Below are 25553 nucleotides of genomic sequence, written 5' to 3' on the forward strand. Positions count from 1 at the left end.
CGGGATGAAGAGGTCAGTTAAGACGGATCGTCCCCAAAGGCTGTAATCAACGCTTGCGCCAACGGCAAGGAAGAGTAACCCAACCGAGACGGGGTCAATCCCATCCGCAAAACGATCATGTCATGAGACGGGAACACACCGATGAACTGGCCGTCATGCCCCTGTAGCCAGTATGCGTCTTCAAAGGGCGGAAAATCTCCTGGAGATTCCAGCCAAAGGTGCCCCTTGGCATAGCGCCCGTTTGAGGCAGCCACCGGTTCGACCATCCAGTCCACAAAGCCTTCCGGCAGGACCCGGGTATTGTTCCAAACACCCTTTTGCAACAAAAGCTGGCCAAACCGGGCCCAATCGCGGGCCGTGGCATACATATAACTGGACCCGATAAACGTATCGTTGGCATCCGTCTCAAGGATCGCTGAGGTCATGCCCAGCGGCTCAAACAGCGCAGTTTGCGGATAGGTCAGCCCGCCATCCGGCAACTGGTCCTGCCAAACACGGGACAAAACAGTGGTTGTTCCAGAAGAATAATTGAAATCCGTACCGGTTTCGGCTTCAGGCGCTCGATCCGCCGCAAAGCCAGCCATATCATTGCTGAGATACAGCATTCGGGTCACATCAGAGACATCGCCATATTCTTCATCCCAGTTCAATCCGCTGGTCATGGACAGCATTTCAGCCAAGGAAATGTCACGACGAGAGTCCTCGGCCCAGTCCGGAAAGCTATCTACCAGATTGTCCGTTATGCTCATCTGACCTGTTTCAACTAAAGTTCCAATCAACCCGGTCGTAACGGTTTTGGTCATGGACCACCCCAGCAAAGGGGTTTGCGCGTCAAACCCTTCAGCATAGCGTTCGGCAACAATGCGCCCGTTTCGAACCACCACGACCGCGCGGTATCCTTCACCAAGCAAGCTTTCATCAGACATGACGGTCTGAACCTTTGCATCCTGCGAAAGAGCTACATCGTTGCCTTTTGGCCAAAGGCCCGCAGGCAAAGGATCGAGCGCCATAAGCGTTTCTGCGCTTAGAGCAACGTCATGAACGTTGGTGCAACCAAGCCCGTCGCGGTACTGTGAGGTTGCGGGGGCAAAAAACCGAAAAAGCCGGGCGTGCACTGTTTGCGCCTCTTGATCGACCTCGATCGACACGTGTTTCAGCAGCGGATGTCCCGGCGCTTGAACGTCTGCGGCCAGCACCTCATCGGGATCACGTCCTACAATGAAAACGTTCGAACAGACAATTTTGGCCGAGTAATTTGTACCAACCTTCAGCAGATCGGGTGGCGCAATCAGCAGGTAACTTACCAGCCCCACGCCACCCACGATCACTAAACCGCCAATTGATTTCGCTACTTTCCCGAACATCCGACTGCACCGCCCCTATTGTCATTGTGCCCTGTGACGTTAGAGGCAACGTGGCTGAGTTTGCCACACTTCCGTTACGTAGAAGTCAGGTACTTAAAATCAGATCCAATGCGTTGCGCGTCACCCTAGGGGTGCCACTTCAGAACTGACCCAAGCGACTAAATCTCGCGGGACTTGGGGTTTCAATGACATGGCCATTCTGCCGGGTTAGGTAATCCTCAAAAACAAAGTCGCCATTACGCTCAATGCAAATCGAGTTTCACTTCAGCACGCGGCGACCAAAGAACGTCGCAAAGTGACGTGACCCGTTTGCTGGCACGTGTTAGTGGCCCCATGAAAGGGCACCTCATGACAGCAGACGTAAAGCTGCAAAACCCAACAGCAGGTATTGCATTCATTCTGATAGGAATTTTGGCGATTTCTATCAACGATATGCTGATCAAGTTCCTGTCTGGCGGTTACCCCCTGCATCAAATGGTATTCACCAGATCACTGATCGGAATCGGGTTCAGCCTGGCTTTGGTGCAGATGGAAGGCGGTTGGCGCATCTTGAAAACCGATCAACCCGGGCTTCATCTTTTGCGCGGCGTTCTCATCGTTGTTGCCAATCTGACATTCTTTACGGCATTGGCTGTCATGCCTCTGGCCGAAGCAACCGCAGTATTCTTCGTTGCGCCACTGATGATCACTTTGCTCAGCATTCCCTTGCTTGGGGAAAAAGTTGGCCCCATGCGCATCGGCGCGGTGATTGTGGGTTTCCTCGGCGTGGCAATTATGACCCGCCCATGGGAAGCTGGTGGCGCGCGCGACGTCAGTCTTTTGATGTATGCCCTGCCCGTAGTGGCAGCATTCACCTATGCCCTCAACAACGTGCTCACCCGCTTGCTTGGTGCCAAATCCAAAGCATCAGCGATGGCTGTCTATATTCAGGCGTGTTTTATCGTTGTCAGCTTGCTGTTCTGGTCTGTGGCAGGGGACGGGCGCTTTGCCGATGCATTCGAAAATGAAAGCTTGATCTTCTTGCTAAGGGCTTGGGTTTGGCCAGAAGGCACTGATCGATGGTTGTTTGTCGGGCTGGGGTTCAATTCGGCAATCATTGGGTATTGTCTGGGTCAGGCTTACCGTATGGCCGACGCCGCCACGGTGGCACCGTTCGAATATGTCGGTCTTCCTTTGGCAGTGTTTTGGGGATGGGCGATTTGGGGCGAACTGCCAAATCTGCCTGTCGCGACTGGTATCGTGCTGATCTTGGGATCTGGTTTGTTTGTCTTTTTGCGCGAGCGCCAGAAAGAGAAGAACGTGATTACTCGAAAAAGAGTGCATCGTCGTTATTAGGCATCACCACTGGCAGATACGGCGACGGTAGCCGCCCATGACGGGTTTTCTGCCTTTCTCTGACGACCCAGAAAAAAGCGTTTTCCCACAGAAATCGAGCTCACATCCGGTATGATCCCGGTGTCCGGTTTGTCCACTTTCGGAACGCTCTGTGGAAATTCGCAGGGGCCGAAAAGCCCGTGTCAAAGGCGATTTGATCGATACTGTCCGTGCTTTGCTGTAGTGCACGGATCGCGATGTCACGGCGCAGGGCATCCTTGATGTCCTGAAAGGATGTTCCTTCGACTTTCAAGCGTCTGTTCAATGTCCGAGGCGTCATTTTCAACGCTCGGGCTGCATCCGTAAGCTGGCAAGACTGCCATGTTGCTCCGTAAAGAAAAGCCCGGACGCGAAGGCTGTTTGTATGCACCCGGGAGCCCGTGAATATCCAATCCAGCGGCGCGCGCTCAAGAAACACCGACGCCTCCTCAGGGCTGCGGGTGATCGGGCGGGTGAATTGGCGAGGGTCAAAACGAATGCTGGTTTGCGGGGCGTCGAATTCGACAGGACACGGGAAGACAACCGAATAGTCCGCAGCGAATTCCGGGCGGGGAAAGGCAAAGCAAACCAATTGAACTGGCGTTTCCGACCCGCTGAGCCAGGACAACAAACCGTGCGCCAGTTTCAGAATCAACATGTGGCCAAAGCGCTGCGGCTGGGTTTCGCCCAAGTAAGGCACCAAAGCCAGTTTCACCTCATTTGGCCTGCTGCGCAGGTCAAAACAAAAGTCATCCAAAAGCAGATTCCAGAACGTCGAGAAACGATAAAGGGCCGAGGTCAGGCTGCTTGCTCCGCGCTGCACCGTCACAAGATGCTGCAGGGCGCGGGGCCGGATCGGGCGGCTCCAAAGCCCCATCATTTCGTCCCCGGTTTCAGGCGCAGCAAGCTGGTAAAGCTGCGCAATTTCATTGAGGGTAACACGATGATTTGGTGCCATTGGACCGGCCTGAAGACCAGCGCGCTCTAGCAGTGAAGTCATTTCTTCCGGGGTGCAACGGGACCTAAGTGCGTCCAGCCAATCCTGAATGAATTCTGCTGAGACGGTCGTCAGCGAGATAGGGTCATGACGGGTCACAGGAACCTCAGAGTGGCGTGATCGGATAGTATTTTGGCAAAATATGAGCTTATCGGCAAATCGGTCGACAGGTAAATGACGTAAACCCATAGTTTCCGACAGAGAGCCTGGAATGTCCTATCAGCCGCCCGTTCAGGATTTGATGTTTTGCGTCGAGCATTTGTCTCATTGGGAACAGGTGTCTTCCTTCGCAGTGTATTCAGACTATGACCTGGCCGATATTGGCGCTGTACTGGAAGGCTATGCCCGGTTCTGCAGCGAGCAGATCGCACCCTTGTCACATATCGGCGACACGCTGGGGGCCCGGTTTGACAACGGGCGCGTGACCATGCCTGAAGGCGATGCCCAGGCTTACGCTCAGTTTGTCGAAATGGGATGGCAAGCCCTGACTCACCCAGTGGAATATGGTGGCATGGGGTTGCCGAAGACCGTCGGCGCGGCCGCGGTCGAGATGCTGAATGCCGCCGATATGAGCTTTGGCCTCTGCCCTTTGCTGACCGACGGGGCCATTGAGGCATTGCTGCTGACCGGGTCTGACGAACAGAAAGCCACTTATCTTGAGCCGCTGATTGCAGGCCGTTGGTCTGGCACGATGAACCTGACTGAACCGCAAGCGGGCAGCGATCTGGGCCGGGTGGCAACAAAGGCGGTGCAGCGTGAGGATGGCAGCTATGACGTGTCGGGCACCAAGATTTTCATCACCTATGGTGCCCATAACCTGACCGAGAACATCATCCATTTGGTGTTGGCCCGCACGCCTGACGCACCTGCCGGGCCAAAAGGTTTGAGCCTGTTTATCGTACCGCAGAAACTGGTCGACGCAGATGGAACGGTCGGGACCGAAAACACAGTCAACTGCGTGAGCATTGAGCACAAGCTGGGCGTTCGCGCCAGCCCGACGGCTGTTTTGGAGTACAAACAGGCCACTGGATTCTTGATCGGCGAAGAAAATCGCGGGCTAGAATACATGTTCATCATGATGAACGCTGCGCGATTTTCCGTTGGTGTACAGGGTATTGCGACGTCAGAGCGGGCCTATCAACGTGCGCTTACCTATGCGCGTGAGCGCGTGCAAAGCCGCCCTGTCAACGGTCAGACCAAAGATGCTGTCGCCATCATCGAACACCCGGACGTGCGCCGCATGCTGATGCGGATGCGCGGCCTGACCGAAGGTGGGCGCGCAATGGCGGCGGCGACTGCGGGGTTGCTGGACATCGCACACCATCAGGACAATCCAGAGATGGCTGCTCTGGCCGAATTCATGGTTCCGCTGGTCAAAGGCTTTTGTTCAGAGCGCGCAGTCGAGGTTGCCTCGTTAGGTGTTCAGATCCACGGTGGTATGGGTTTTATCGAGGAAACCGGTGCCGCGCAGCACTATCGCGATGCCCGTATTCTACCGATTTACGAAGGCACCACCGCCATTCAAGCCAACGACCTTTTAGGGCGCAAGGTGATGCGCGACGGTGGCGAAACCGCCCGTCTCTTTGCTGCCCGGATTGCTGAAACCGAAGCACAACTGGCGAGAGGTGACGCAAATGCTCAAGCGATAGGTGCAAGCCTTGCGCAAGCACGCGAAGCGTTTGAATCGGCGCTGAACTGGTTGTTGGAAAACAGCCGCAAGGACATCGACGCAGCATTTGCCGGCTCTGTCCCCTTTCTTATGCTTGCAGGAACCCTGGCGGCAGGTTGGAAACTGGCAAAGGGCGCTTTGGCTGCGCAATCATCACTGGACGCCGAGCAGGACGCTCAATTCATGGCTCAGAAAATCGCGACTGCGCTTTTCTTTGCACAACACATTCTGCCCGAATGCACCACAGAACACAGCCGTATCCTGCTGGGCGCGCGCAGCCTGCTTGACGCGCATTTCCCCGAATAACTCCTCCAAAGGACCCGACCCATGAATCACGTCGTGAACCCCGACACATATGAGAACCTGGCGATTTCAGAGCGCGAGAACGGCTTGTATATCGTTACATTGAACCGTCCTTCAAAGCGCAACGCGCTGGATGTGGCCACTATCGAAGAGCTGATCCGCTTTTTCAGTGGTGCCCGTATGGCCGGTGTCAAAGCTGTGGTGCTTGCTGGTGAAGGTGACCACTTCTGCGCGGGTCTTGATCTGGTCGAGCATTGGAAGGCCGACCGCAGCCCGGATGACTTCATGCATGTTTGCCTGCGCTGGCATGAAGCGTTCAACAAGATGGAGTATGGCGGTGTGCCGATCATCGCTGCACTAAAAGGTGCGGTCGTGGGCGGAGGGCTGGAACTTGCCAGTGCGGCGCATATCCGGGTCATTGACCCCGGCACCTATTTCGCCTTGCCTGAAGGCCAACGTGGGATTTTCACCGGTGGTGGCGCGACAATCCGAGTGTCCGACATGATCGGCAAGTATCGCATGATCGACATGATCCTGACGGGTCGCGTTTACCAGGGGCAAGAGGCCGTCGATCTGGGGCTGGCGCAATACATCACCGAAGACGGCGGCAGCATGGCCAAGGCGATGGAGCTGGCAGAACAAATCGCGCAGAACCTGCCGCTGACCAATTTTGCAATCTGCTCGGCGATCAGCCACTTGAACAACATGTCAGGCATGGACGCAGCCTATGCCGAGGCTGTGGTAGGCGGAGTGGTCAACACCCAACCCGCCGCTCGGGCGCGCCTTGAAGCCTTTGCAAATAAAACTGCCGCCCGTGTGCGGCCAAACAGCTAAGTCAGGCGGAATCGGGATGCGCCATCATTTCGAGGCTCTTCAGAAGACGCGGGCGAACCATGTCCCCTTGTCACCATTGTCCTTCCTGAACCGCGCCGAAAGCTTACACGGTGCGCGAACAGCAGTGATTTATGGCGATATCCATAGAACATGGGCCGAAACTGCAAACCGCATTCGCGCAGTTGCCGGTGGGCTGGTCGAACTTGGCGTGCAGAAAGGCGACACTGTTTCGGTGCTCAGCCCGAACATCCCAGAGCTCTTTGAGTTGCACTTTGCCCTGCCTTTGACCGGCGCAGTGCTCAACACGCTGAACACGCGTCTGGAACCGGAAACCATCGCCTACATCCTGGATCACGCGGACACCAAGCTGGTGATCGTGGACCGGGAGCTTGTGCCGCTTCTGTCCAAAGCTTTCGACCTGCTCGGTCGAACTCTGCCGGTGGTCGAAATCGCTGATCCTGCTGTTACAGGAGAGAGCCTTGGTGGTCAGACCTATGAAGCGCTGACCAAAGCCGCGCCCCTGTCGATCGAATTACCGGAAGATGAGTGGGATGCCATTGCGTTGAACTACACGTCCGGCACATCCGGGCGCCCAAAAGGCGTGGTTTATCACCATCGCGGCGCTTATCTGATGGCTCTTGGCACCGGGACGGCATGGCAGATGCCCCCCTATCCCGTCTATCTGTCGGTGGTGCCGATGTTCCACTGCAATGGCTGGGGACACCCTTGGTTGATGGCTATGCTTGGGGCAAAAGTTGTGTTCACGCGCGCTCCAGCCGCTGACCGCATTCTGGGCGCGATCCGCACCCATGGCGTAACGCATTTCGGTGCCGCGCCTATCGTGCTGCAGATGCTGGCCGAAGCCGAAAGTTGCGCGACCCCATTTGATCCTGCAATCCGTGTGTTGACCGCGGGTGCACCACCACCACCTTCAGTGCTGGAAAAGACCAGTGCAATGGGGTTTGACGTCATGCAGGTTTATGGGCTGACAGAGACCTACGGCCACATCTCTCAGTGTCTTTGGCAGGACGACTGGGATGAACTCAGCCCGGCTGAACAAGCGGAATTGCAGGCACAGCAAGGTATTGCCTTTCCAATGGTCGAACAGGTCACAGTGATCGACCGCGAAACCGGAGAACCGGTTGCGCGTGACGGTTCGACCCAAGGCGAGATCGCCATTCGCGGCAACACGGTGATGGCAGGCTATTACAAGGACCCAGCGGCCACCACGACAGCTTTCGAAGACGGTTGGTTCTGGTCCGGCGACGGCGCGGTCATTCACCAAAACGGCTATATTCAAATACGCGACCGCCTGAAGGACGTGATCATTTCGGGCGGCGAGAATATCTCGTCCGTCGAGGTCGAAGCCGTATTGTACCGTCATGAAGCAGTTCAGGCCGCAGCGGTTGTGGCGATGCCCCACGAGAAGTGGGGAGAAGTCCCCTGCGCTTTTGTCGAACTGCGCGAAGGTTCCGAAACAACGTCTGACGAGATCATCGCCTTCTGCCGTGACCATCTGGCGGGGTTCAAAGCGCCCAAAGCCGTTGTCTTCGAGTCCCTTCTCAAAACTTCCACAGGCAAAATCCAGAAGTTCCAACTTCGGGACCGCGCCAAAGCAATGGACCTTTGAAATGCGTCTGCTGTCCCAATCCCGCCGCCTGCGCCAAACACCTTTTTCCGAAGGGGTCGAGGATAAAGGCGTTACTGCCTACACCGTCTATAACCGGATGCTGCTGCCCACAATGTTCGAGAGCGTCGAGGCCGATTACCGGCACCTCAAATCTCATGTGCAGGTCTGGGATGTGTCTTGTGAGCGGCAGATCGAGCTGAATGGGCCGGATGCAGGTCGTCTGATGCGGCGGTTGACCCCCCGCAACCTGGAAAAAATGCAGGAAGATCAATGTTACTACGTTCCAATTGTCGATGAAAACGGCGGCATGCTGAACGATCCGGTGGCGATCAAACACAGCGCGGATCGCTGGTGGATCTCAATCGCCGACAGCGACCTGTTGCTGTGGGTCAAGGGCCTTGCAGTCGGCGCGGACATGGATGTGCGGGTTTTTGAGCCAGACGTTTCACCGCTGGCCGTTCAAGGGCCAAAGTCGGATGATCTGATGGCCCACGTCTTTGGAGACGAAGTGCGCGACATTCGCTTTTTCCGTTACAAACGGATGGTTTTTCAGGACACGTCTTTTTTGGTCGCACGCTCTGGTTACTCGAAACAGGGTGGGTTTGAGATCTATGTCGAAAACGGTGCCTACGGGATGCCGCTGTGGAATGCGCTGTTCGAAGCCGGAATGGATCTGAACGTTCGTCCGGGATGTCCAAACCTGATCGAACGGATCGAAGGCGGGCTGTTGAGCTATGGTAACGATATGACCATGGAAAACTCCCCGCTGGAGTGTGGTTTGGGCAAATTCTGCAAACCGGGCGAAGACAGTGACCACATAGGCAAGCAAGCACTTGCGCGCGAGGCCGCATCCGGTCTGGCCCGACAGATCCGCGCAATTTCAATTCCCGGTGATCCCGTATCACCTGCCCGCTCAGCTTGGCCACTGCTCAAGGATGGAAAACGGGTTGGTCAGGTCACGTCCGCTGCCTGGTCACCGGATTTTAAAACCAATGTCGCTATTGGCATGGTCGATGCCGGACACTGGGATGCTGGTTCTGTTCTGACGGTCCTAACCCCAACCGGTGACCGACAGGCCACGGTCAAGGAAACGTTCTGGATATAACCCAGGCCAAGGCAACGCCCGCGTCCGGTGTTTTGGTTAAGCGACGCCGCTGTCATCAGGCACGCATTCCCCAGCGCTTCGACGCATTTGGGTTCTGCCGGGGAACGATTGAGACGGTGTTGCGTTAAGTCGCGAACCAATAACTTGGCAGTTGAGGGTTGTGCGAAACCAACGCTGACGACCCAAACAACCTCAGGCTTCAAAGAACACTCTTGCAATCGCGTGCGCTGGCATAGTCACCTAGGCCATAGGAGGTCGGAGGAAGCCTATGGCGCGTTGGAAGTTTGCGATTTGTGTTTGGAGCGCGCTGGTACTTGCCGCTTGTGCTCCTAAAACCCGCACTTACGAAAAGACGGTATCAGCTGCATTGCCCGCCTATTCGGGCACGGCTCTGAGTCAGTTGACCAATCGCCTGGGGGATCCCAAAGACGGCCGGTCAGGTGTCAAGCTGATCAGTGATGGCGAAGAAGCGCTTGCCTCACGGCTGTTGATGGCCGCCGCCGCCGAAAGAACGTTAGACGCTCAGTACTACCTTCTGCATGACGACCCGACAGGACATCTTTTTGCAGCCAGTCTGTTGCAGGCCGCAGATCGGGGGGTTCGTGTCCGGCTGTTGTTGGATGACATGGATACGTCCAGCTACGACGCGATGACCGCCGCATTGGACCATCACAAAAACATTGAGATCAGGCTGTTCAATCCGTTCTGGCGGGACCAAAGCCTGCTGGTCGCTGGACTGACGGACTTCAAGCGCATCAATCGCAGAATGCACAACAAATCCATGACAGCTGACAACGTGTTTACGATTGTGGGTGGAAGGAATATCGGTGCCGAGTATTTTCTTGCGCGGAAAGAAATGAACTACGCCGATCTGGACGTGTTGGCCGCTGGACCTGTTGTGCGTGAAGTTTCACAGAGCTTCGACGCATATTGGAACAGCGAATTCGCAGTCCCCGCCCGCGTGGTTGTGGGAGAGCCCGAAGATTTTGACCTGAGCGATGCGCGAAGCAGGTTGAATGAACTGGTCGAGGAAGCAAAGCAAACACAGTATGGCGTGGCCCTTAGAAAGTCAGCACAAGAGAACTTCGCAGATGGGGCCTTTTCACTGGATTGGCTGCCCGCGAAGCTTTATGCCGATCCGCCTTCAAAAGCGGCCGGACTTGAAGCTTCAGACCCCATTCTTGCATCGCAATTGCTTCCGTATTTTGAGAATGCCAGCAGTGAGGTGAATATCGTTTCTGCCTATTTCGTACCACGCAACAACGGTGTGAAATGGCTGACCGAACTTGAACGTCGTGGTGTCGAGGTAAAGGTGGTAACCAATTCGCTGGCCTCCAACGACGTTGCACCCGTTTACGCGCATTATGCCAAAAAACGCCGAGCGCTTTTGCGCGGAGGAGTGGAACTCTACGAGTTGCGACCCGACGCCTATCAAGTCCAGCGTCGTGGCATAAACTGGGCTCAGTCCAGATCCGGCTTACACTCCAAGGCATTCGCCGTTGATGACCGGTACTTGTTCGTGGGATCGTTCAATTGGGATCCGAGGTCAGTCAAAATCAACACAGAGATGGGAATTCTGATAGACTCGCCCGCATTGACCACACAAACCATGGGTGCGTTGGACGACGCGCTACCCGCATACACTTACAGTGTAACCCTTGAGCAAGCTGGTCAGCTTAAATGGACGACACGAAGCAATGATGGCGAAGTTCTTGAATATCAATCCGAGCCGACGGGATCAGCCTGGGACCACATAGTTGCCGGTTTTTTGAGTATTTTGCCAATCGGGTCTCAGCTTTAGGTTTATTGAGAAATAGTTCGACGACGTGTCGTGGGTAAGAGGGTTTTGGTGTCCTGCTCGCCCAATTGGGACGATGTATCTGCGGAAAGATCACCGTTTCGAACCTTACGCATCGCCACCGATTCCGGCGTGTTCTGCGAATGGCGTGGTGGGCTAGGGCGCTAGCAACTTTAAAGCGGACCTCTGACAGCAAGCTGTGCAACTTCAACTTTACGGACTGAAGCTTCCTCTTTAGACGACAACATTGATGGTCGCTTCAGTTCCAGTCGCGCCCAGAGAAAATTCCATAGACACTGCAGCGGCCTCTGCCCTGGACATGCGGTTGAATAACCCATCGCGGGAATTGTTCGGATGACCTTTAATGTAAAACTGCGTCGTCAACAGCTCGCGACTTCCGTCAAACACCTTTACATGAATATGTGGTGTACGTCCTGGGTAAATCGTGGGTTTTATCGTACGAAACACATAGTTCCCGCCGTTGTCGGTTACGTCATGGCCAAAGCCCTGGAAAGCCTGATCAAAATTGACACTGCGACGGTCGCGCGGATGCATATAGTTGCCATCCATGTCGCATTGCCAGATTTCGATGCGATGTCTGGCAAGGGGTTGTCCATTGGTCCGCATAAGCTTCCCACGCAGTGTAAAGACTTCGCCGCCGGCGTCTTCGACACGTCCTCTGATCTTAACGAGGTCATTGTCTGTATCGGGCGTCCGCATGGCTGGCGTTGGATAATACGGCCCTTCTGCGGCGCTTGGTGTTAGCACAGCCGCAGCGGCCCTTGCACCTATCGAACCGACACCCATTAATCCTACTATGCCGCCTAAAAGTTTACGGCGGGACTTGGTATTTTGTTTCATAGCATGTCCTTTCCCGCGGGGGATAGCGCCCTTAATCCATCAAAACTACCCACCTTGCAGCGCACGTCACGTTGAGGTCTACCTTCGCAACCAAAGACGCCGCTATGCATATGGATCTATAAACGCAACTTTTGGGTGGGCATTCAATTGTCTCTTGATTGAATCAATGTCACCCAAAACCCAGAGACTCCCGATTTTTTGTTCCCGTATTGTGAAGAACGCCGCCCCGGACCATTCGATCCGTTGCTGCGTTCCGTCTACCCCGAAGAATACACCATGGTGCGTGCCGACGAAGGATATTCGCGCAGCGGCTTTTTCTTCGGCATCGACGATTTCAACGATATTGCATTGAAAATCCGGAAGAGCCTCTCGAACTTCTTCCGTGTAACGAATGAACTCATCCGGACCCGAGCGTTTCGGCCCAAGGCTCCCACGAAAATCGAACTCCGGGTGTATGATTTCTCGGGCGCAGTCGGTGTCCGCCGCGTTCCATACTTCGTGGTAAAGTCGCTTAATTTGATCAGATAGCGTCATGAAGTTGTCTCGGCATTGATGATAGGCTCAACATATCACGGCGCGAGTTTGGGTGTTAAGGGTTCGGAGTGATCACTCGTAGCCTATGACATAAGCGGTAGAGGTGTTCCCAGACATTTAGGCCTGTGCCTTCGGAGATGCGTAACGCTGTGCTATGATTTCTGTGATCTAGCGACAGATGTACACTTATGATGCGACCTGAAACGCGCGATCGCATTTTGACGCTCGGTATTGCCATTGTTCTGACTGCTGCGAAGCCGAACGCTGCCCATGCTTCTTACGGAGAGTGTGGCGTGCCAGATGCGCCTTGCAAACTGGAAAGCGGTGAGTACTACGTGGCCATGCCAGAGGTTCTAGATGATCCGCCCGCTGTTATTTGGCTGCACGGTTATGGACGGTCTGGTAAGGCGATGATCCAGAATGCCGCCTATGTCGACCCTTTCATCCGGCGCGGCTACGCTGTGATTATGCCGAGCGGGCAGCCCAGTATTAATGTCAAAGACCTCGATTGGGGCGTAGCTGACGGGTATGACCTGGAGCGCGATGATGTCGCCTTCATCAACGCCGTGCGCGCCGACGCGGTGGAGCGCTTTGGTATTGACCCGTCGCGAATACTGATCGCAGGCTTCTCCCGCGGCGGCTCGATGGCCTGGGACATTGCATGCCAAGCGCCAGAGATGGCAAGAGGCTTTGCCGCTGCGGCTGGGGCGTTCTGGGAGCCTATGACCACTGAGTGCGATGCGCCAGTTCACCTGTTTCACGTACATGGCTTCAAAGACAGAATGGTGCCGTTCGAAGGCCGAGAGCTGACATGGGAGGGTGTCGATTTTCACCAGGGTAACGTCATGAAGGGCTTGGATGTCTGGCGCCGCGAAAACGCCTGCTTGGGAAGCGCGGAAAACAGCTTTGGCGACGATGGCTCGATGCAGAAGGATTGGATGGACTGCGCTGCCGGCTCCATCCGGTTTAAAGTCACCAAAGGTGGGCACGGAGTTCCAGAGGGCTGGCGAGACGCGGTGCTCGACTGGTTCGAAGCGCTTCCTTAGACGCTCATCCATAATCAAAAGTTCACTCCGGCCGAAAAATTTCATCCCTAGTCAGAGGTAAACAGTTCTAAGGCAATTTTGAGAGACCAGTTGTCCAAGATAACGTCGAGCGCCTTACCTGAACCGATCTTATTACCCTTGCTAGTACCGCATACTCATTGTCGAGCATCCGAAGTTGACGGCACCAAGGTAGGTTGTCTGCCATCGAAGCTGAAGCTTCGATTTCCCGCTCTTCCTTGTAGGAAGACGCAACTACGAATGAACAGCCGTTTTGGGTTTTAGCCATCACCGCAAACGCTGCCCGGCTCTGCTAACTCCTCAAGTCGTGCTGCGACATTGACACCGTCACCGTAAAGATCATCGCCGTCGATCATCACGTCGCCAAGATTTATGCCGATCCTCAGTTCAAGTCGCTTTTCGGGCGGCAGGTCCTCGTTTCGCTTCGCCAGCTTCGCTTAGATATCAGTCGCGAAATTCACTGAATCAATGACCGAAGCAAACTCAACGAGCGTTCCGTCACCCATTAGCTTAACGATGCGACCATGATGTTTCTCGACCTGCGGATCGAACAGCTCCGAACGAAGTGCTTTTAGAGCGTTCAAGACGCCAATCTCGTCTGCGCCCATCAAGCGTGAGTATCCGCATGAGAAGGGTCTTGGTAGCAGTTTGAGAACACTTGCTGTGGATCAAATCCAGGATAGGTTTCTTGAAGTTCCCGGACAGTTTTTTCTGCTTCTGACCTGTTTCCCAACTTGGCATAGGCAGCAGCGACAAAGACCAGAGTTGGCGCGCTTACCGCCTCCGCCTCCGAACCAGATGGTGCGTATGCGCCTGAGTGATTCCTGAGCGCCATCGACAGTCTACGAGCCCATCGTTGTAACTGGTCAAATCAGGATCGAGCCGACGCAGAAGGAAATGCTGGTTGTTGATGGTCCCGTCCTCATGAAGGCTGCGTTTACTTTAGAGGTCGATGACGTTCAGACTTTTGGACCAACCCAAACTTCCAAAGGGGCTACTACCAATAGGGCAAGCGTACTGATGGGAAGAATAAAAGCGACTGACGGGGCTATCAAAGACGAATAGTGACACGGCCCAGTTGCCTTAGCTATGGTTCAGAACCGGCGTTCGACTTGATAGGTTGGACATCTGCTTTTGAGAGACTGAACGGCGAAAGCGGCGATAGGGGAGCGCATGAGGGTTTGGCTATTTAGAATAATTGGGCTTGTCGCATTACTCGCATTCGCAGCAGTCGCTTTTGTTTGGTTGTTGCTTGCGTCTCCGATGTTCTCGGACATGCGCCGCAACCTTGTTGAAAGAGTTCTTTCGGAACAAATTGGTCGTCCCCTTTTGGTGAACGATGATGTAAGCGTCGCGCCTGGCCGCATTAGTCACATATATGTCGGTGGGGTGGTCATCCCGAGCCTGACAATGCCGGAGTCACCTCTTGTAGAATTGAACCTGTTGGAATTGGAGTTGGATATTGTCGCCTTGACCAACGGGCGTCTGCATTTTGACAATCTCGCCGTAGAAGGGCTCCAAGCAAATCTTCTGACAGCAGAAGACGGCACAACAAGCTGGCGAAAAGACGGGCCAACACCCGAGCCAGCTTCCGAGGAAACAGTATCGGCGGATGATCAAAAAGACGTCGCGAGCGCTGATAGTATCGATGAGATCGACACCGAAAGCAGTGGAATCCTGAACTTTCTGAGCGACAAGAACGTCAGCTTTAAGTCGATCGGGCTAAACATCGACGACAAGGTCTCAGGCTTCTCGTTTGTGTTTGACCTACAGTCACTCGCTCTTGAACAAGCGGATCATGGAAAAAGAACGAAGGTCTCTGGTTCCGGCTCCGTCAACGGTCAGGGTTTCCAAATCGAAGGCGATTACCCCCATGACGCGCCATTTACGACGCGGGCCAGTTTCGGAGAAATGACCGTAAGCTACGATGGTGAGCCTTTCTCGGAAGACGAAGGTGGCGGTTATCGCGCAATCTTGGAGATGGACACCGGGGAATTCGGTGATTTTCTAGATGTCATCGGGCTGGAACGCGTTTTAGAAGGCAATGGTCAGTTACAGGCTGAACTCGTGTCTCAGGACGTTCTGAAAATCGAAGCGTTTACAACCACCGTAAGCCTGGAGGATGGGCAGAAACTCGAAGCTGAAGGTTCAATAGATGACCTCTACACTGCCCAGGGCGTCGATCTGCTTTTCAACGCGCGGCTTCATCCGGAAGGACAGCCGCCGCCAGCAGCAAAAAGTATACAGGAACTGAAGTTCACGGGCTTTGAAATGCATATGGTTGGATCTTTGGTTTCCTTCGAATTCGAGAAGTTGCTGTTCCAAACCAATGCATTTGACCAGGGGTTGGACGTAATCGGCCCAGCATCCATCGAAAGTATTCGCCGCATGCCAGACGGACGGCTCGCCATGCTGGGCATTGCGCTGCAAGCCGGGCCAATTGAAGAGCCTGTCCTGAAAGCCGAAGGTGAAATCCTTGATCTGCTTCAGCTTCAGGACGTAACATTCGATGGTGTGCTGAACGGGCCCGCTAAGTTGATTTTGCCCAACCTCGATGACGACTATGTTGACCAATTCGGCGGCATCATGGCCGATTTCAACATATCCAATGCGGGCGGGCCGGTTTCACTCAACAGGTTTAACGCGGCTACTTACGACACTGATCTCTGGGCGCTTGATCTTGCGCTATCTGTCAACGAGCTAAAAGGGCTAGCCGGTCTCGATTTCGACGTGAAACTGGATGTCGACGAAGGTGCCCAGTTTCTGACCGCGCTCAAGCTGCAACCTGTCGAAATCGGAGCACTCGCTATCGATGCTGAAACCTCCAGGCAGGGTGAAGACTTTGATGCCGCAATCAAGTTCGAAGCCGGGTCTTCTGATCTTCTTGCTGCTTTGGATGCGCGGTTTCCCGAAGGTTCGCCCGTCGTCCGTGGCAACATTAACAGCGAGAGGCTCGATCTCAACGACCTGAAGAACCTGACTGCCGTGCTGGACCAACTGAAAAGCTTGGTAGGCGAGGCATCAAAAGAACCTGAAACCGAAGTTCAGCCTTTGGTTTTGCCGAAAGAGACAGACGTCCAGCCCTTGGTGTTGCCAAAGGAAAAAGGGAAGCCTGCCGATCTTCTGGATGTGCAGCGCGTGCTGCGAGAAGCTGACGTCGAGGTACAAATCGATTTCAAAGAGATTGTAGGCCAGCAAGGCGTAACTTCTGTTTCAAGCCAACTGTCTGCAAAAGACGGAACCGTGGATTTCGGCCCTCTCCAGATGGCTTATGGCGGCGGAAACTTCAGCCTGCGTGCGGTCATGGACCTGATTGACTCACCTGATTGGCTTTCATTGTCGGGATCAACTTCGGGATGGGAATTCGGTGAGATCCTTGATGAGTTGGGAATTGGTATTGATGCCTATGGACGTTTGAGCGGTAAGTTCAACGTTTCTGGCAGTACCGCCTCGGGCAAGGCCTTCATCAACTCCATGCGCGGTAATGCGTCTTTGTCGATGTCGCAGGGTTACATCAGTACCAGCCTATTGGAACTGGCGGGGCTGGGCATTTTCCCTTGGCTGTTTTCAGAAGAGTTCAGACAGGGCTACACCGACATCACTTGCGTGGTTGCTCCGGTTGAAATTCAGGCCGGGCGAGTCAGTTCAAACTCCATCGTCATTGAAACGGGGTCAGTTCAATTGGTGGCCAGAGGACAAGTGGACTGGCTGAACGATAGCATAGCGCTCAGAGCGGAGCCTCGGCGCGTTGGCAAACCCCTGTCCCGAAGCGCTTGGCCCTTTGATGTGACGGGCCAGCTTTCGTCGCCAAAGTTCAAGCTGGATGTGGGCGGGTCCAGAAACAAGGCCCCGGAAGGCGCTGATGCTATGCCTGCCGACAGGCAACCCTGTGTGCCGGACATCAATCAATTGCAGTAGTCGGACGCCACCTAGTTCTTCAGTGGTTCCGGCTGTTCGGCCTGACACGCCAGAACGGCTTCAATGGCTTTTGCAGACCCGCTTAGATCGAGTTCAACCTCAGCCCCGCTTTCGCCAATGATCGTAACACTCTGGCGTTTTCCAAACTCGGTTACAAACGCCGGGTTGTCGAAAAAGGCGTAGCCGCCGGGCACGCCATTCTTGAAGACTCCAACCGCCTCGCCTTCGAATCTTGCATCACCAAAATCGAACTGTACGATCCCGGTCGCCCCGTCCTCGATCTGCACCCAGGCCGGATTATAGGCTGCAAAAAAGCCGCCAGCCTGATTGGGTGCCGCGCCGATTTCAACAGTCATTTCATTTTCAAAAGGTTTCCAAGCAAGACAGCCATTTCCCTTTTCGGGATCAATCAGGATTGTCCAGTCCCCGGATTCACCCCACCGTTCCATCCCAGCGGCATGAAGAACGGTTGCACAACACAAAGCCAATGTTGTCAGCACATTCTTGTTCATTTTCGACTCCGGATTAGTTTTGAAGGATTACCCATCCTAACGATCAAGCAAAATCAATCAAACGATGCAGAAGAAGCTTCATCGGTACCCAAGTTGTCGGGGCGCAACCGTGAAATCCGCTTCCTGCTCATAGCCGCATAAGCTGCTATTGGAAGGAATGCCCGGTTTGAGCAGTCTGCTGCACTTTGCAAAGTCTGCTATCTGCGCGTCGCAGACCTTCGCGAGAATCCAAGGTTCCTTAGGGTGGCCCTTTGCGGGACAGAGCAACGCAAAGCGCCATAACCGCAACGACTAAGCCATATACTAATTGAATTCATCGCTAAGGCAGACAATCGCGCAGCGCAAAACTATGGGCGAACTACGCAAACTTATGGGGTGCGCGAAGTCTTATGCGCAAACCTACAACTCGATGTAGGTGCGCTCCTAGCGCAGCATTCCCAACATTGATTTCATTGAAGAAAATGTTGAAAGCTTGCGCATAACTTTGCACGATTTGCCCATAAGTTTGCGTCCCACAAGGAACCCATCGAACAAACCAGCTCCTATGGCTTATCTGCAATTCTCAAATGCAACTTATTCCCAATCGCCAGCAGACGAGCGCCACGTCTTAGCGTCCGCATCCCAAACACTGGCGGTGACGCAAGGCGTCGGGTTTATTCCGTCGCAATTGGATCCATGAATATCTGCCACAACAACGCGTTGACGCCCAAAATCAACGACCGTCCAGCCTTGGTTAAGCAAGGAGTGCACCTCTTCACTAATCCAAAAGTGCGACATGCATCCGCCAGTTCCGCAATAAAGAGATGCGGCGCTTGAACACGCGAAACCAGACTCATTCAGAACCCAGTCGCGTTGTAGATCTCCGTCGAGATCGACCCTCTCAACCGCACCCCAATCTAAGTCAAACTGACCGTCGTTGAACTCAGCGCAGGTTCGTGCCGCCAGATCAACCTTCGCCTGCAAACCGGGCGGAAGTTGCGAAACATCAGCCGCAACAGCCGGTGAGGTCCAAACAAGGCCCGAAGCAAGCACAATCCCGGCGACCAAACATTTCATCTGACGCGCTATTTGGGAAGCTGGTTGGTAGGAGGTATCAATTGCATTGATCATACCTGTAGTCCCCATATTCTAGCCAGTTTGCCGAACCTTCGCTAAAAATCAGAAACTCGGACCTGTCCTCCCCAAGCAGGGCGACGATAAATCCGGCGGGCGGCACAGAGTTTCCGAAGTAACTGTAGGCCGTCATGGCTCTGATCGACTCACCGTTGACTGTTACTCGCGCGTCCCACTCTCCCTCCGGGTTGTCCAATATTACGGGTTCGATCACGCGTGTTATCGCCCCGCCACCACAATAGACGATGCCATCGGGTGCTTCATATGAGGCCTCTTGGCTAGCATCCGAGTTGCACGCAGAACGAAGGGATCGAATTGCTGCGCTGGAACCTTTCAAGTCAAAGATCCCATAGCTGACATCTTGATCAATCATGGACAGATTAACCGATGCATCGGCTGCAAGCTGGTCCAGAACAAAATCATAGTCCTGCTGACTATTGAAACTGACCTCGACGGGATAGTTGTCGACGATCTGCACGGCAGCGTTTTCTGCGCCAACCTGAAATGCCCCAACTTCGGTGGTGCCGTTCTTTAAAAATCGAATGGAAAGCCCTTGCTTCTCCACAATGTCCTGGCTGTCCTCATATCCAGCCGGAGCGAAGCGGATACGGTTACACTGAAGTTCCAGGGTCATGTTTCCGGTCTGAATAAATGCATTGGGATTAGGCCCGGAGTTGAACGACCACTCCGCTGATGCTGTGGTCGCTCCTGCCATCAGTAGCATTCCAATGGAAATGGTTTTGAAGCTCATTTTTTCTCTCCATTGAGTTACGGTTCGCACTGTCGTTCAGCAGAAGTTCCAGCCAATTGCCCGGACAGCCAGATCAGGAAACAGGTTCGCCGTATTCGTTTGCGCCTTCTTGGGAAGGTCGTGTCAGCCACCAGATCATCAGAATGGACAGAACCAATTGAAGAATTGAGACAACAACAATGCCGGTCACGCCCAGGACGGCCGCAGGTCCTCGCAATGCATCGGGGTTTTCGGTCCCTTGCTCCAATACCGAGAAGAACGCCACCCCACCCAGCATAACAAAAAGAGTTACAATGCTGAGCGCCATCGGCAGTAGCAAGTACCAGCCAGGTCGTCCTGTATCGTGCAGCCTCCGCCAACCGGCGGCCAGCATAGGTATGAGAACGGCCAGTTGGAAAACAGAGGACAGAACCTGAGATCCCTGCCCCGTTTCAGGGTTGGTCCCGAATAGGATCGTATCCAGCACAGCTAAAGCCGCACTCACGAGAACCACAAACAAGAAGAACCACCAGTATTCTGAGCGTATAGCCCGACCGGAAAACTGGAAGTATTTCGAGAAACACGTTTTAACTGCTTCCACAAATCCCATTTTCAACCCTTTCTAAGTTTCTGTGTGGCCTCAGAACGCCTTGCTACCTAAAAGAACAAACTTGCCCTTCTGGGTTTTCCCACCTTCCTTTTGTGTTTGAACGCCAAAAAACTATCCTATGAAAAGGTAGCGAAGTTTACGCGCGGAAAAAATGTTGATTTTTTAAAAATTAGATTCAAACATGCGAATTCGACGCAACTTTCATTTTACCTCCGTTGTTGTCGTTGCTGCTCGCTTTGCCGAGCCCTTCCGGTCGCTGGAGTGAGTGCTGGCAGCCGGAAGGCACTTTACACGGATCAGTCTTTGGGAGAGCGCGATGCTTAGACTTAACGTACTCGCCCTCTTTCCAGAGTTTGCTCTAGCTTTTGCCAGTGATTTCATTCGGCCATCCCACGTTGTTGGAGGTCTTGGCAGTCAACGTAATAGTGATCTGCCCGCCAAGCCTCCCTTGGCAAGTTTTGGGAAAGGTCGTCACAGGAACGTTGTGTGTTCTGTCGGTGCCCAAACGCGAGAGCCTCAAACAAGCGTATCCAATTTCGTTAATTTCAACAGACTCAGAGGGAGAAGAAAATGACCAACAAGATGGTGATGATTGCGGGCGCAACTTGTTTCACACTGCTAGCGGCCTGCGACGACACGGGTACATCCAGTGCGTCCGCCGAACTCACACCCGCTCAGCAGGCGTGTTTGCGAGATGTAGCCAGCACGACGAACAATTCACAAGTCGTGGTGCTCTCATCCGCATTTAGCGAAGCTGGAACACAAGTCACTGTCGGTGTTGGTGAGGATCGTGCTCCTTGGAATTGCATTGCTTACACTGATGGCGCGACGGCTGGTATCGAGTTCCTGGGCGACGAAGGCGCACTGTGAGTAGTCTGCCGCGTAGCCGAAATCGGCTGCGCAGCACCGGCTTGATCTGCTGAGGCTCGACTTGGCCTGTCGTATACGCCTTTCAGAGCGCAGCGTGGGCATCCGTCTCGGATCACCGGATGCCCCAAAAACCGATTAGGATTTGCGAAAAAAGCGAAACCTCTACGAGAAGGAGTCCCCCATGAGTGCTAGACTAGTCCTTCTGCTTGCTGCCGTCGGCCTCGTGCCAATTGCGTTATCATATGGCCTGATGCCCGGCAGTTCGATCCCAGTTTTGCTAGGATTTCCGGTGGAAGGGACGAACCAAACCCACGTGTTCCGAGCAATTATGGGTCTTTACCTGGCAAACGCGTTGTTTTGGTTGGCGGCCGCTTCGAAACCAGAATTACAACGTCCCGCGCTGTGGGTTCTTTTTTTATTTATGTCGGGACTGGCCGTTGGACGCATACTAAGCATTCTTATCGATGGAGTTCCGAACGGGCTACTTCTGTTTTACCTAGCGGCCGAGATAGCTTTTGCGGCTCTGGCCGCGGTTTCCCTGAAAAAAAGTACGATAAAAACGGAAGTGGTAAAATGGTGAGGTTAGGCTTTGTTTTCTCGATGATTGCAACTATAACAGTTTCGACATCCGCTCTGGCACAATCGTCATCTGTCCAGACCGCGGTGGACGACAACCTCTTAGAGCTAGAGACTGCCGTTGACGAAGCGGGAGCTACTCCAATCGCATCGATAGATCATTCGCGTCTGGCCAAAGCCGAAGGCGTAGAAATGCCAGCGTCTCGTGTACTCATTTTCTCTGATCCGGAGATAAACACACCTGTACTGGAAGAGAACGTACGAGCAGGTCTGGACCTTCCGTTTCGCGTTCTTTCATTCGATCAGGATGGTCGCCCGCAGATCGTCTACACAGACTCTCAGTTTATCAAAGTTCGGCATGATCTGAATAACACCCAGGCGTTGAATTCGTTTCAGAGCAAGTTGCTCGAAGTTCTTAAGGACTCAGATGCAGCACCAGCGCCGACCAACGGATTGAATACTAACTATGGCATCATCGAACTGCGATCTCAGCTCAGCGTAACAGAGGCAGTGAAACGTCTCAGGGCGACCGTGATGGAGCAGAACGATACGGTCTGGTTTGGGGAGATTGATTTTGCGACCGAAGCGTCCCTACTAGGGGTGGAGCTGCCGGATACGGTTCTCTTGCTGTTCGGAGGCCCCGCGCCCGGTGGCGTAGCAATGGCGGGGTTTCCGGCAATTGGTTTGGATGCCTTTTGTCAAAAACTATTGGTTTACGCGCATGAAGAAGGTGGCTCGGTAGTCATTTTCAATGACATCGCTGCTTTGGCGGAGTTGCACTACGGTTCTTCAGCCGAACCCCATCACGGTTTGAACAAACGGCTGACCGCAACATTTCGCACGGCAATTGAGTAGCCGCTGTTTGGAAAACGCAATAGATACCAATTATCGATTGGCCATCTTTTCGTCGTCCGCTTTGGGCTCGGAGCAGCTGTTCTGCACTCTATCGCTTCGTCTGGAGTCGCTGAGACAATGCATGTGAAAACCACTGTGACCTACCGGGAGCGGATCGCTCTTCCACCTCATGCCGTATTGGAAGTTGAACTCCTGGATACTTCGCGTGCAGATACACCTTCGGTTCGGCTGTCTTCCCAGAGGTTCAAACTTGCGGGTGTCCCCAGAACAGTTGAAATTGCCTTCGACACAGATCTCATCGATGAGCGCCATAACTACACAGTGGCTGCCAGGATCATTTCCGACGATCACGTGATGTTTCGTTCAACGACAGCGACACCTGTGCTGACCCGTGGCGAACCAGATTCTGCTGAACTCGTTTTAGAGATGATGCCCAGGAGAGCCGCGGGCAACGACCCAGACCAATCGATCTACGATACCGCTTGGGAAATTTACGAGATCGCAGGGCGTATGCTCATTGCTGAGAACCCTCCTTCATTGACAGTTGAACAAGATGGCCAGTTTGGCCTGTACGGTGGGTGTAACCGGTTTACAGGAACCCTTGACGCAGCCAATGGTAAGTTCAGCATGCTGGACAACTTCGCAGGAACGAAGATGGCGTGCCCTGAGGAGCGGGAAAAGCTTGAGGCAGATACGATCAAAGCCTTGTCCGCGGCAGTGGGCTACGTGACAAACGGAACAAACCTGGCGCTCAGGAACGCATCGGATGTGACGGTTCTGCGCCTGCGCAAAAAAACAGAATAAGCACTGCGCCTATCGGAGCGAGCTGGGACAATCGTCCGACTTGTTCTACCGACGATCAACGAGAATCGAAGGTCGAAACTCCAAGTGGATCATAGATGTTAGACCGCGTCGTTTGCGAGTGATCGTGGTAGTGGGCCTTACTGCGTGCGTGGCGTAGTGACGCCATCAGTACACGTTCCGGATTATTGATGCGTTGGCTTGAATCGGCTTCGTCAAGGTCTGCATCTGCTGCGGGAGGAGCGGGCTGAAGACGGCCTTCAAGCACAGTGCCCCACACTTTGATATCGGCCAGCTTCAAAGGATCCACAGTTAGCGGGTTTTCCTCGAGGATTGTGAAGTTGGCTAGTTTGCCGGGCTCAATGGAACCGATCTCATCCTCCAATTGCAGGGAATAGGCTGCGCCGATGGTGATACCTTCCAAAGCGTCTTCGGCACTGATGCGCTGGTCCGGACCGACGACGCGACCGCTCGTGGATATCCGATTGACAGCAGCCCACATGTATTTCAACGGCTCCGCAGGAGCCATCGGCATGTCCGAGTGCATCGAGAAGGGGATACCTGCTCGAATGGCATCGCCTAAAGGCACCATGCGCTCTGTACGCTCGCTACCGACGCTGCCTGCGGCATAGCGATCTGCGAGCGTCGGCGTATAAACGGAATTGCCGCTGACAATCGCGCCAAGACGTTTAATGCGTGCGATCTGATCAGGTTGAGCGTAGCCAAAGTGCACGACGACGGTGCGATGGTCATATCGCGGATTGCGCTGCATGGCTGCTTCGAGGGCATCCAGAAGAATGTCTAGGCCGCCGTCTCCCAGATTGTGAACATGGACCTGAAAGCCTGCGTCCCAAAAAAGGTCGAAAACCTGTTTGAAGAAATCGGGCGTCATAATCCATTGACCTTCATGCCCGTCCAGGTAGCCGTCGCGCATGATCATTAATTCACTGAAGATCGCTCCATCCAACAGCAGCTTGACCTGCTTAGGTAGGAACTGGGTTCGGCCTTCGCTCCACGCCAGCATGGCTTCGGTTTCGGCTAGTACTTTTTCGGGGCCCTCTGTGTTCAGAAACAAACCGCCAAGCGTCCGACCGTCCGGAATAAAGTAAAAGTTGAAAGGTGTGTCGTCTGGCCCGAACGCTTCTGCTACGAGTGCTTGGGCGTTCTGATCCACAGGGCCAGCAGGCTCTGCAAGGGTCGTGATCCCGCTGCGATGATAATAGTCCTCTGTGAACTCCAGCGCCTCCATGACCCTGTCGATAGACGCATAGGCCGGAGCAAACTTCTCAAAGAACACATGCTCCCAGAATGCGGCTTCAAGGAAGAGGCCTTGTTCAAGGTTGGCTTGAGACCTAGCCAACTCGCTCGACCAGCTGGCAATGTATTCTTCGGTGATTTCCAGTTGTTCGAGGGCCACGGAGTTGAAGTACATCTCGTGGGTGGAGCGTTGCCATACAGCCAGCGGAATGTCGGGGGCTAGTTCGTCCAAAATCGCGCGACTCATGTCGCCATGCCATGACGCATGATACCCCCAGACCATCAACGGCCGCCCGCTGCTGGGATCATATGTGTTGATTACCTCGGACAGGCGCGCGCGAAATTCCTCTTCGCTATTGGCAAGAGGCGCAAATCCGGCCGGCGATTGCCAGTCCTCAATGGAAATGATGGCATCCGACATCATCGCAAGCGCGCCCAGAAGCGGGTGTAAATGCTGTTCAATGAACCCAGGCACAATGACTTTGTCTTCAAAACTGCGCTCAATTGCATAGCTACCTTCAGGTAGGCGGCCCTCGATTTCCTCCAGGGTTCCGACGTCAGTAATTCGACCGTTTCTGACAGCCACTGCCTCGGCCAACGGGGCGTCCGGGTTCATTGTGAGAACTTCTCCACCGACGTAGACAGTTGTGCCGGGAAACTCAGGAAAACGGTCGAAGGCGTCTTGCAATGAGGGGGACTGTGCAGCGCTATGAAGCGGCATGAATGCGAAAACGAATACTGTGAGAGACTTAAAGAACTTCATTGATGCCTCCGAATGGGATTACGGACATGAATAAAT

At 54.1% G+C, this 25553-nt stretch carries 23 protein-coding genes; 12 read left to right on the forward strand and 11 right to left on the reverse strand.

The features are described 5' to 3' along the window. Positions 1-17: 17 nt before the first annotated feature. Positions 18-1364, reverse strand: a complete 1347-nt coding sequence (locus tag ACR3EH_RS09370) for a serine hydrolase domain-containing protein (RefSeq protein WP_171187910.1) — start codon at positions 1362-1364, stop codon at positions 18-20. A gap of 348 nt (positions 1365-1712) precedes the next feature. Here ACR3EH_RS09370 and ACR3EH_RS09375 point away from each other — a divergent pair, with 348 nt between their 5' ends. Continuing rightward, entirely contained in the window at positions 1713-2699 is a 987-nt protein-coding gene (locus ACR3EH_RS09375; RefSeq protein ID WP_171096706.1) for a DMT family transporter, read from the forward strand. A gap of 100 nt (positions 2700-2799) precedes the next feature. Here the strand turns inward: ACR3EH_RS09375 and ACR3EH_RS09380 are convergent, their stop codons facing one another. Then, on the reverse strand, positions 2800-3813 hold the full coding sequence (locus ACR3EH_RS09380) for an AraC family transcriptional regulator (RefSeq protein ID WP_371732003.1): 1014 nt from the start codon (positions 3811-3813) through the stop codon (positions 2800-2802). A gap of 112 nt (positions 3814-3925) precedes the next feature. On the opposite strand from ACR3EH_RS09380, the gene ACR3EH_RS09385 reads away from it, so the two are divergent. The 5 genes from ACR3EH_RS09385 (at position 3926) to ACR3EH_RS09405 (ending at position 11056) form a co-directional block, all read left to right on the forward strand. Beyond that, positions 3926-5689 carry an acyl-CoA dehydrogenase family protein gene (locus ACR3EH_RS09385; protein ID WP_171187914.1) on the forward strand — a complete coding sequence of 588 codons (1764 nt, stop codon included), beginning with the start codon at positions 3926-3928 and terminating at the stop codon, positions 5687-5689. Between the two features lie 21 nt (positions 5690-5710). Beyond that, a complete protein-coding gene (dmdD, locus tag ACR3EH_RS09390; protein ID WP_171187916.1) occupies positions 5711-6520 on the forward strand; it encodes a methylthioacryloyl-CoA hydratase in 810 nt (269 codons plus the stop codon). 16 nt (positions 6521-6536) lie between these two features. Next, positions 6537-8150, forward strand: a complete 1614-nt coding sequence (locus ACR3EH_RS09395) for an AMP-binding protein (protein WP_171676835.1) — start codon at positions 6537-6539, stop codon at positions 8148-8150. 1 nt (position 8151) lies between these two features. Next, the gene (locus ACR3EH_RS09400; RefSeq protein WP_171187920.1) at positions 8152-9255 is read left to right on the forward strand and encodes a dimethylsulfoniopropionate demethylase; all 1104 of its coding nucleotides are present in this window, start codon (positions 8152-8154) and stop codon (positions 9253-9255) included. A 268-nt stretch (positions 9256-9523) separates the two neighbouring features. Further along, positions 9524-11056 carry a phospholipase D family protein gene (locus ACR3EH_RS09405; protein ID WP_171648788.1) on the forward strand — a complete coding sequence of 511 codons (1533 nt, stop codon included), beginning with the start codon at positions 9524-9526 and terminating at the stop codon, positions 11054-11056. Positions 11057-11287: 231 nt separating this feature from the next. On the opposite strand, the gene ACR3EH_RS09410 is transcribed toward ACR3EH_RS09405, so the two are convergent. Beyond that, a complete protein-coding gene (locus ACR3EH_RS09410) occupies positions 11288-11914 on the reverse strand; it encodes a dioxygenase family protein (protein WP_171187924.1) in 627 nt (208 codons plus the stop codon). Between the two features lie 102 nt (positions 11915-12016). Beyond that, positions 12017-12448, reverse strand: coding sequence for an ester cyclase (locus ACR3EH_RS09415; protein WP_171676833.1), 432 nt, complete (start codon positions 12446-12448; stop codon positions 12017-12019). A gap of 188 nt (positions 12449-12636) precedes the next feature. Here ACR3EH_RS09415 and ACR3EH_RS09420 point away from each other — a divergent pair, with 188 nt between their 5' ends. After that, positions 12637-13494 carry a CE1 family esterase gene (locus tag ACR3EH_RS09420; protein WP_171648786.1) on the forward strand — a complete coding sequence of 286 codons (858 nt, stop codon included), beginning with the start codon at positions 12637-12639 and terminating at the stop codon, positions 13492-13494. A gap of 278 nt (positions 13495-13772) precedes the next feature. Here ACR3EH_RS09420 and ACR3EH_RS09425 read toward each other — a convergent pair whose 3' ends face one another. Together ACR3EH_RS09425 and ACR3EH_RS09430 are read right to left on the reverse strand one after the other, a co-directional pair. Next, positions 13773-13943, reverse strand: a complete 171-nt coding sequence (locus tag ACR3EH_RS09425) for an adenylate/guanylate cyclase domain-containing protein (RefSeq protein WP_216600520.1) — start codon at positions 13941-13943, stop codon at positions 13773-13775. 6 nt (positions 13944-13949) lie between these two features. Then, positions 13950-14120 carry a hypothetical protein gene (locus tag ACR3EH_RS09430; protein WP_216600519.1) on the reverse strand — a complete coding sequence of 57 codons (171 nt, stop codon included), beginning with the start codon at positions 14118-14120 and terminating at the stop codon, positions 13950-13952. Positions 14121-14922: 802 nt separating this feature from the next. Here ACR3EH_RS09430 and ACR3EH_RS09435 point away from each other — a divergent pair. Beyond that, positions 14923-17430, forward strand: a complete 2508-nt coding sequence (locus ACR3EH_RS09435; RefSeq protein WP_253762248.1) for an AsmA family protein — start codon at positions 14923-14925, stop codon at positions 17428-17430. 11 nt (positions 17431-17441) lie between these two features. Here the strand turns inward: ACR3EH_RS09435 and ACR3EH_RS09440 are convergent, their stop codons facing one another. The 4 genes from ACR3EH_RS09440 to ACR3EH_RS09455 form a co-directional block, all read right to left on the reverse strand. Then, a complete protein-coding gene (locus tag ACR3EH_RS09440; RefSeq protein ID WP_171187932.1) occupies positions 17442-17942 on the reverse strand; it encodes a hypothetical protein in 501 nt (166 codons plus the stop codon). Between the two features lie 573 nt (positions 17943-18515). Next, on the reverse strand, positions 18516-18998 hold the full coding sequence (locus ACR3EH_RS09445; RefSeq protein ID WP_254448232.1) for a hypothetical protein: 483 nt from the start codon (positions 18996-18998) through the stop codon (positions 18516-18518). 37 nt (positions 18999-19035) lie between these two features. Beyond that, a complete protein-coding gene (locus ACR3EH_RS09450; protein WP_171676898.1) occupies positions 19036-19806 on the reverse strand; it encodes a hypothetical protein in 771 nt (256 codons plus the stop codon). A gap of 73 nt (positions 19807-19879) precedes the next feature. After that, entirely contained in the window at positions 19880-20395 is a 516-nt protein-coding gene (locus tag ACR3EH_RS09455; protein ID WP_171676900.1) for a DUF805 domain-containing protein, read from the reverse strand. 570 nt (positions 20396-20965) lie between these two features. On the opposite strand from ACR3EH_RS09455, the gene ACR3EH_RS09460 reads away from it, so the two are divergent. The 4 genes from ACR3EH_RS09460 to ACR3EH_RS09475 all read left to right on the forward strand — a co-directional run bounded on the left by ACR3EH_RS09460 (position 20966) and on the right by ACR3EH_RS09475 (position 23500). Continuing rightward, entirely contained in the window at positions 20966-21265 is a 300-nt protein-coding gene (locus tag ACR3EH_RS09460) for an RFA2 family protein (RefSeq protein WP_171187940.1), read from the forward strand. 181 nt (positions 21266-21446) lie between these two features. Then, positions 21447-21845 (forward strand): DUF4345 domain-containing protein, encoded by a 399-nt coding sequence (locus tag ACR3EH_RS09465; RefSeq protein ID WP_171187942.1) that lies wholly within the window; start codon positions 21447-21449, stop codon positions 21843-21845. Beyond that, positions 21839-22696 (forward strand): DUF302 domain-containing protein, encoded by an 858-nt coding sequence (locus ACR3EH_RS09470; protein ID WP_171648780.1) that lies wholly within the window; start codon positions 21839-21841, stop codon positions 22694-22696. Before ACR3EH_RS09465 ends, ACR3EH_RS09470 begins: the two co-directional genes overlap by 7 nt. Before the next feature lie 117 nt (positions 22697-22813). Next, positions 22814-23500, forward strand: a complete 687-nt coding sequence (locus tag ACR3EH_RS09475; RefSeq protein ID WP_171187946.1) for a YbaY family lipoprotein — start codon at positions 22814-22816, stop codon at positions 23498-23500. A 55-nt stretch (positions 23501-23555) separates the two neighbouring features. Here ACR3EH_RS09475 and ACR3EH_RS09480 read toward each other — a convergent pair whose 3' ends face one another. Continuing rightward, positions 23556-25517, reverse strand: a complete 1962-nt coding sequence (locus tag ACR3EH_RS09480) for an amidohydrolase (protein WP_480634829.1) — start codon at positions 25515-25517, stop codon at positions 23556-23558. Positions 25518-25553 lie beyond the last annotated feature (36 nt).

It is taken from the genome of Ruegeria sp. BG7 (assembly GCF_056535685.1).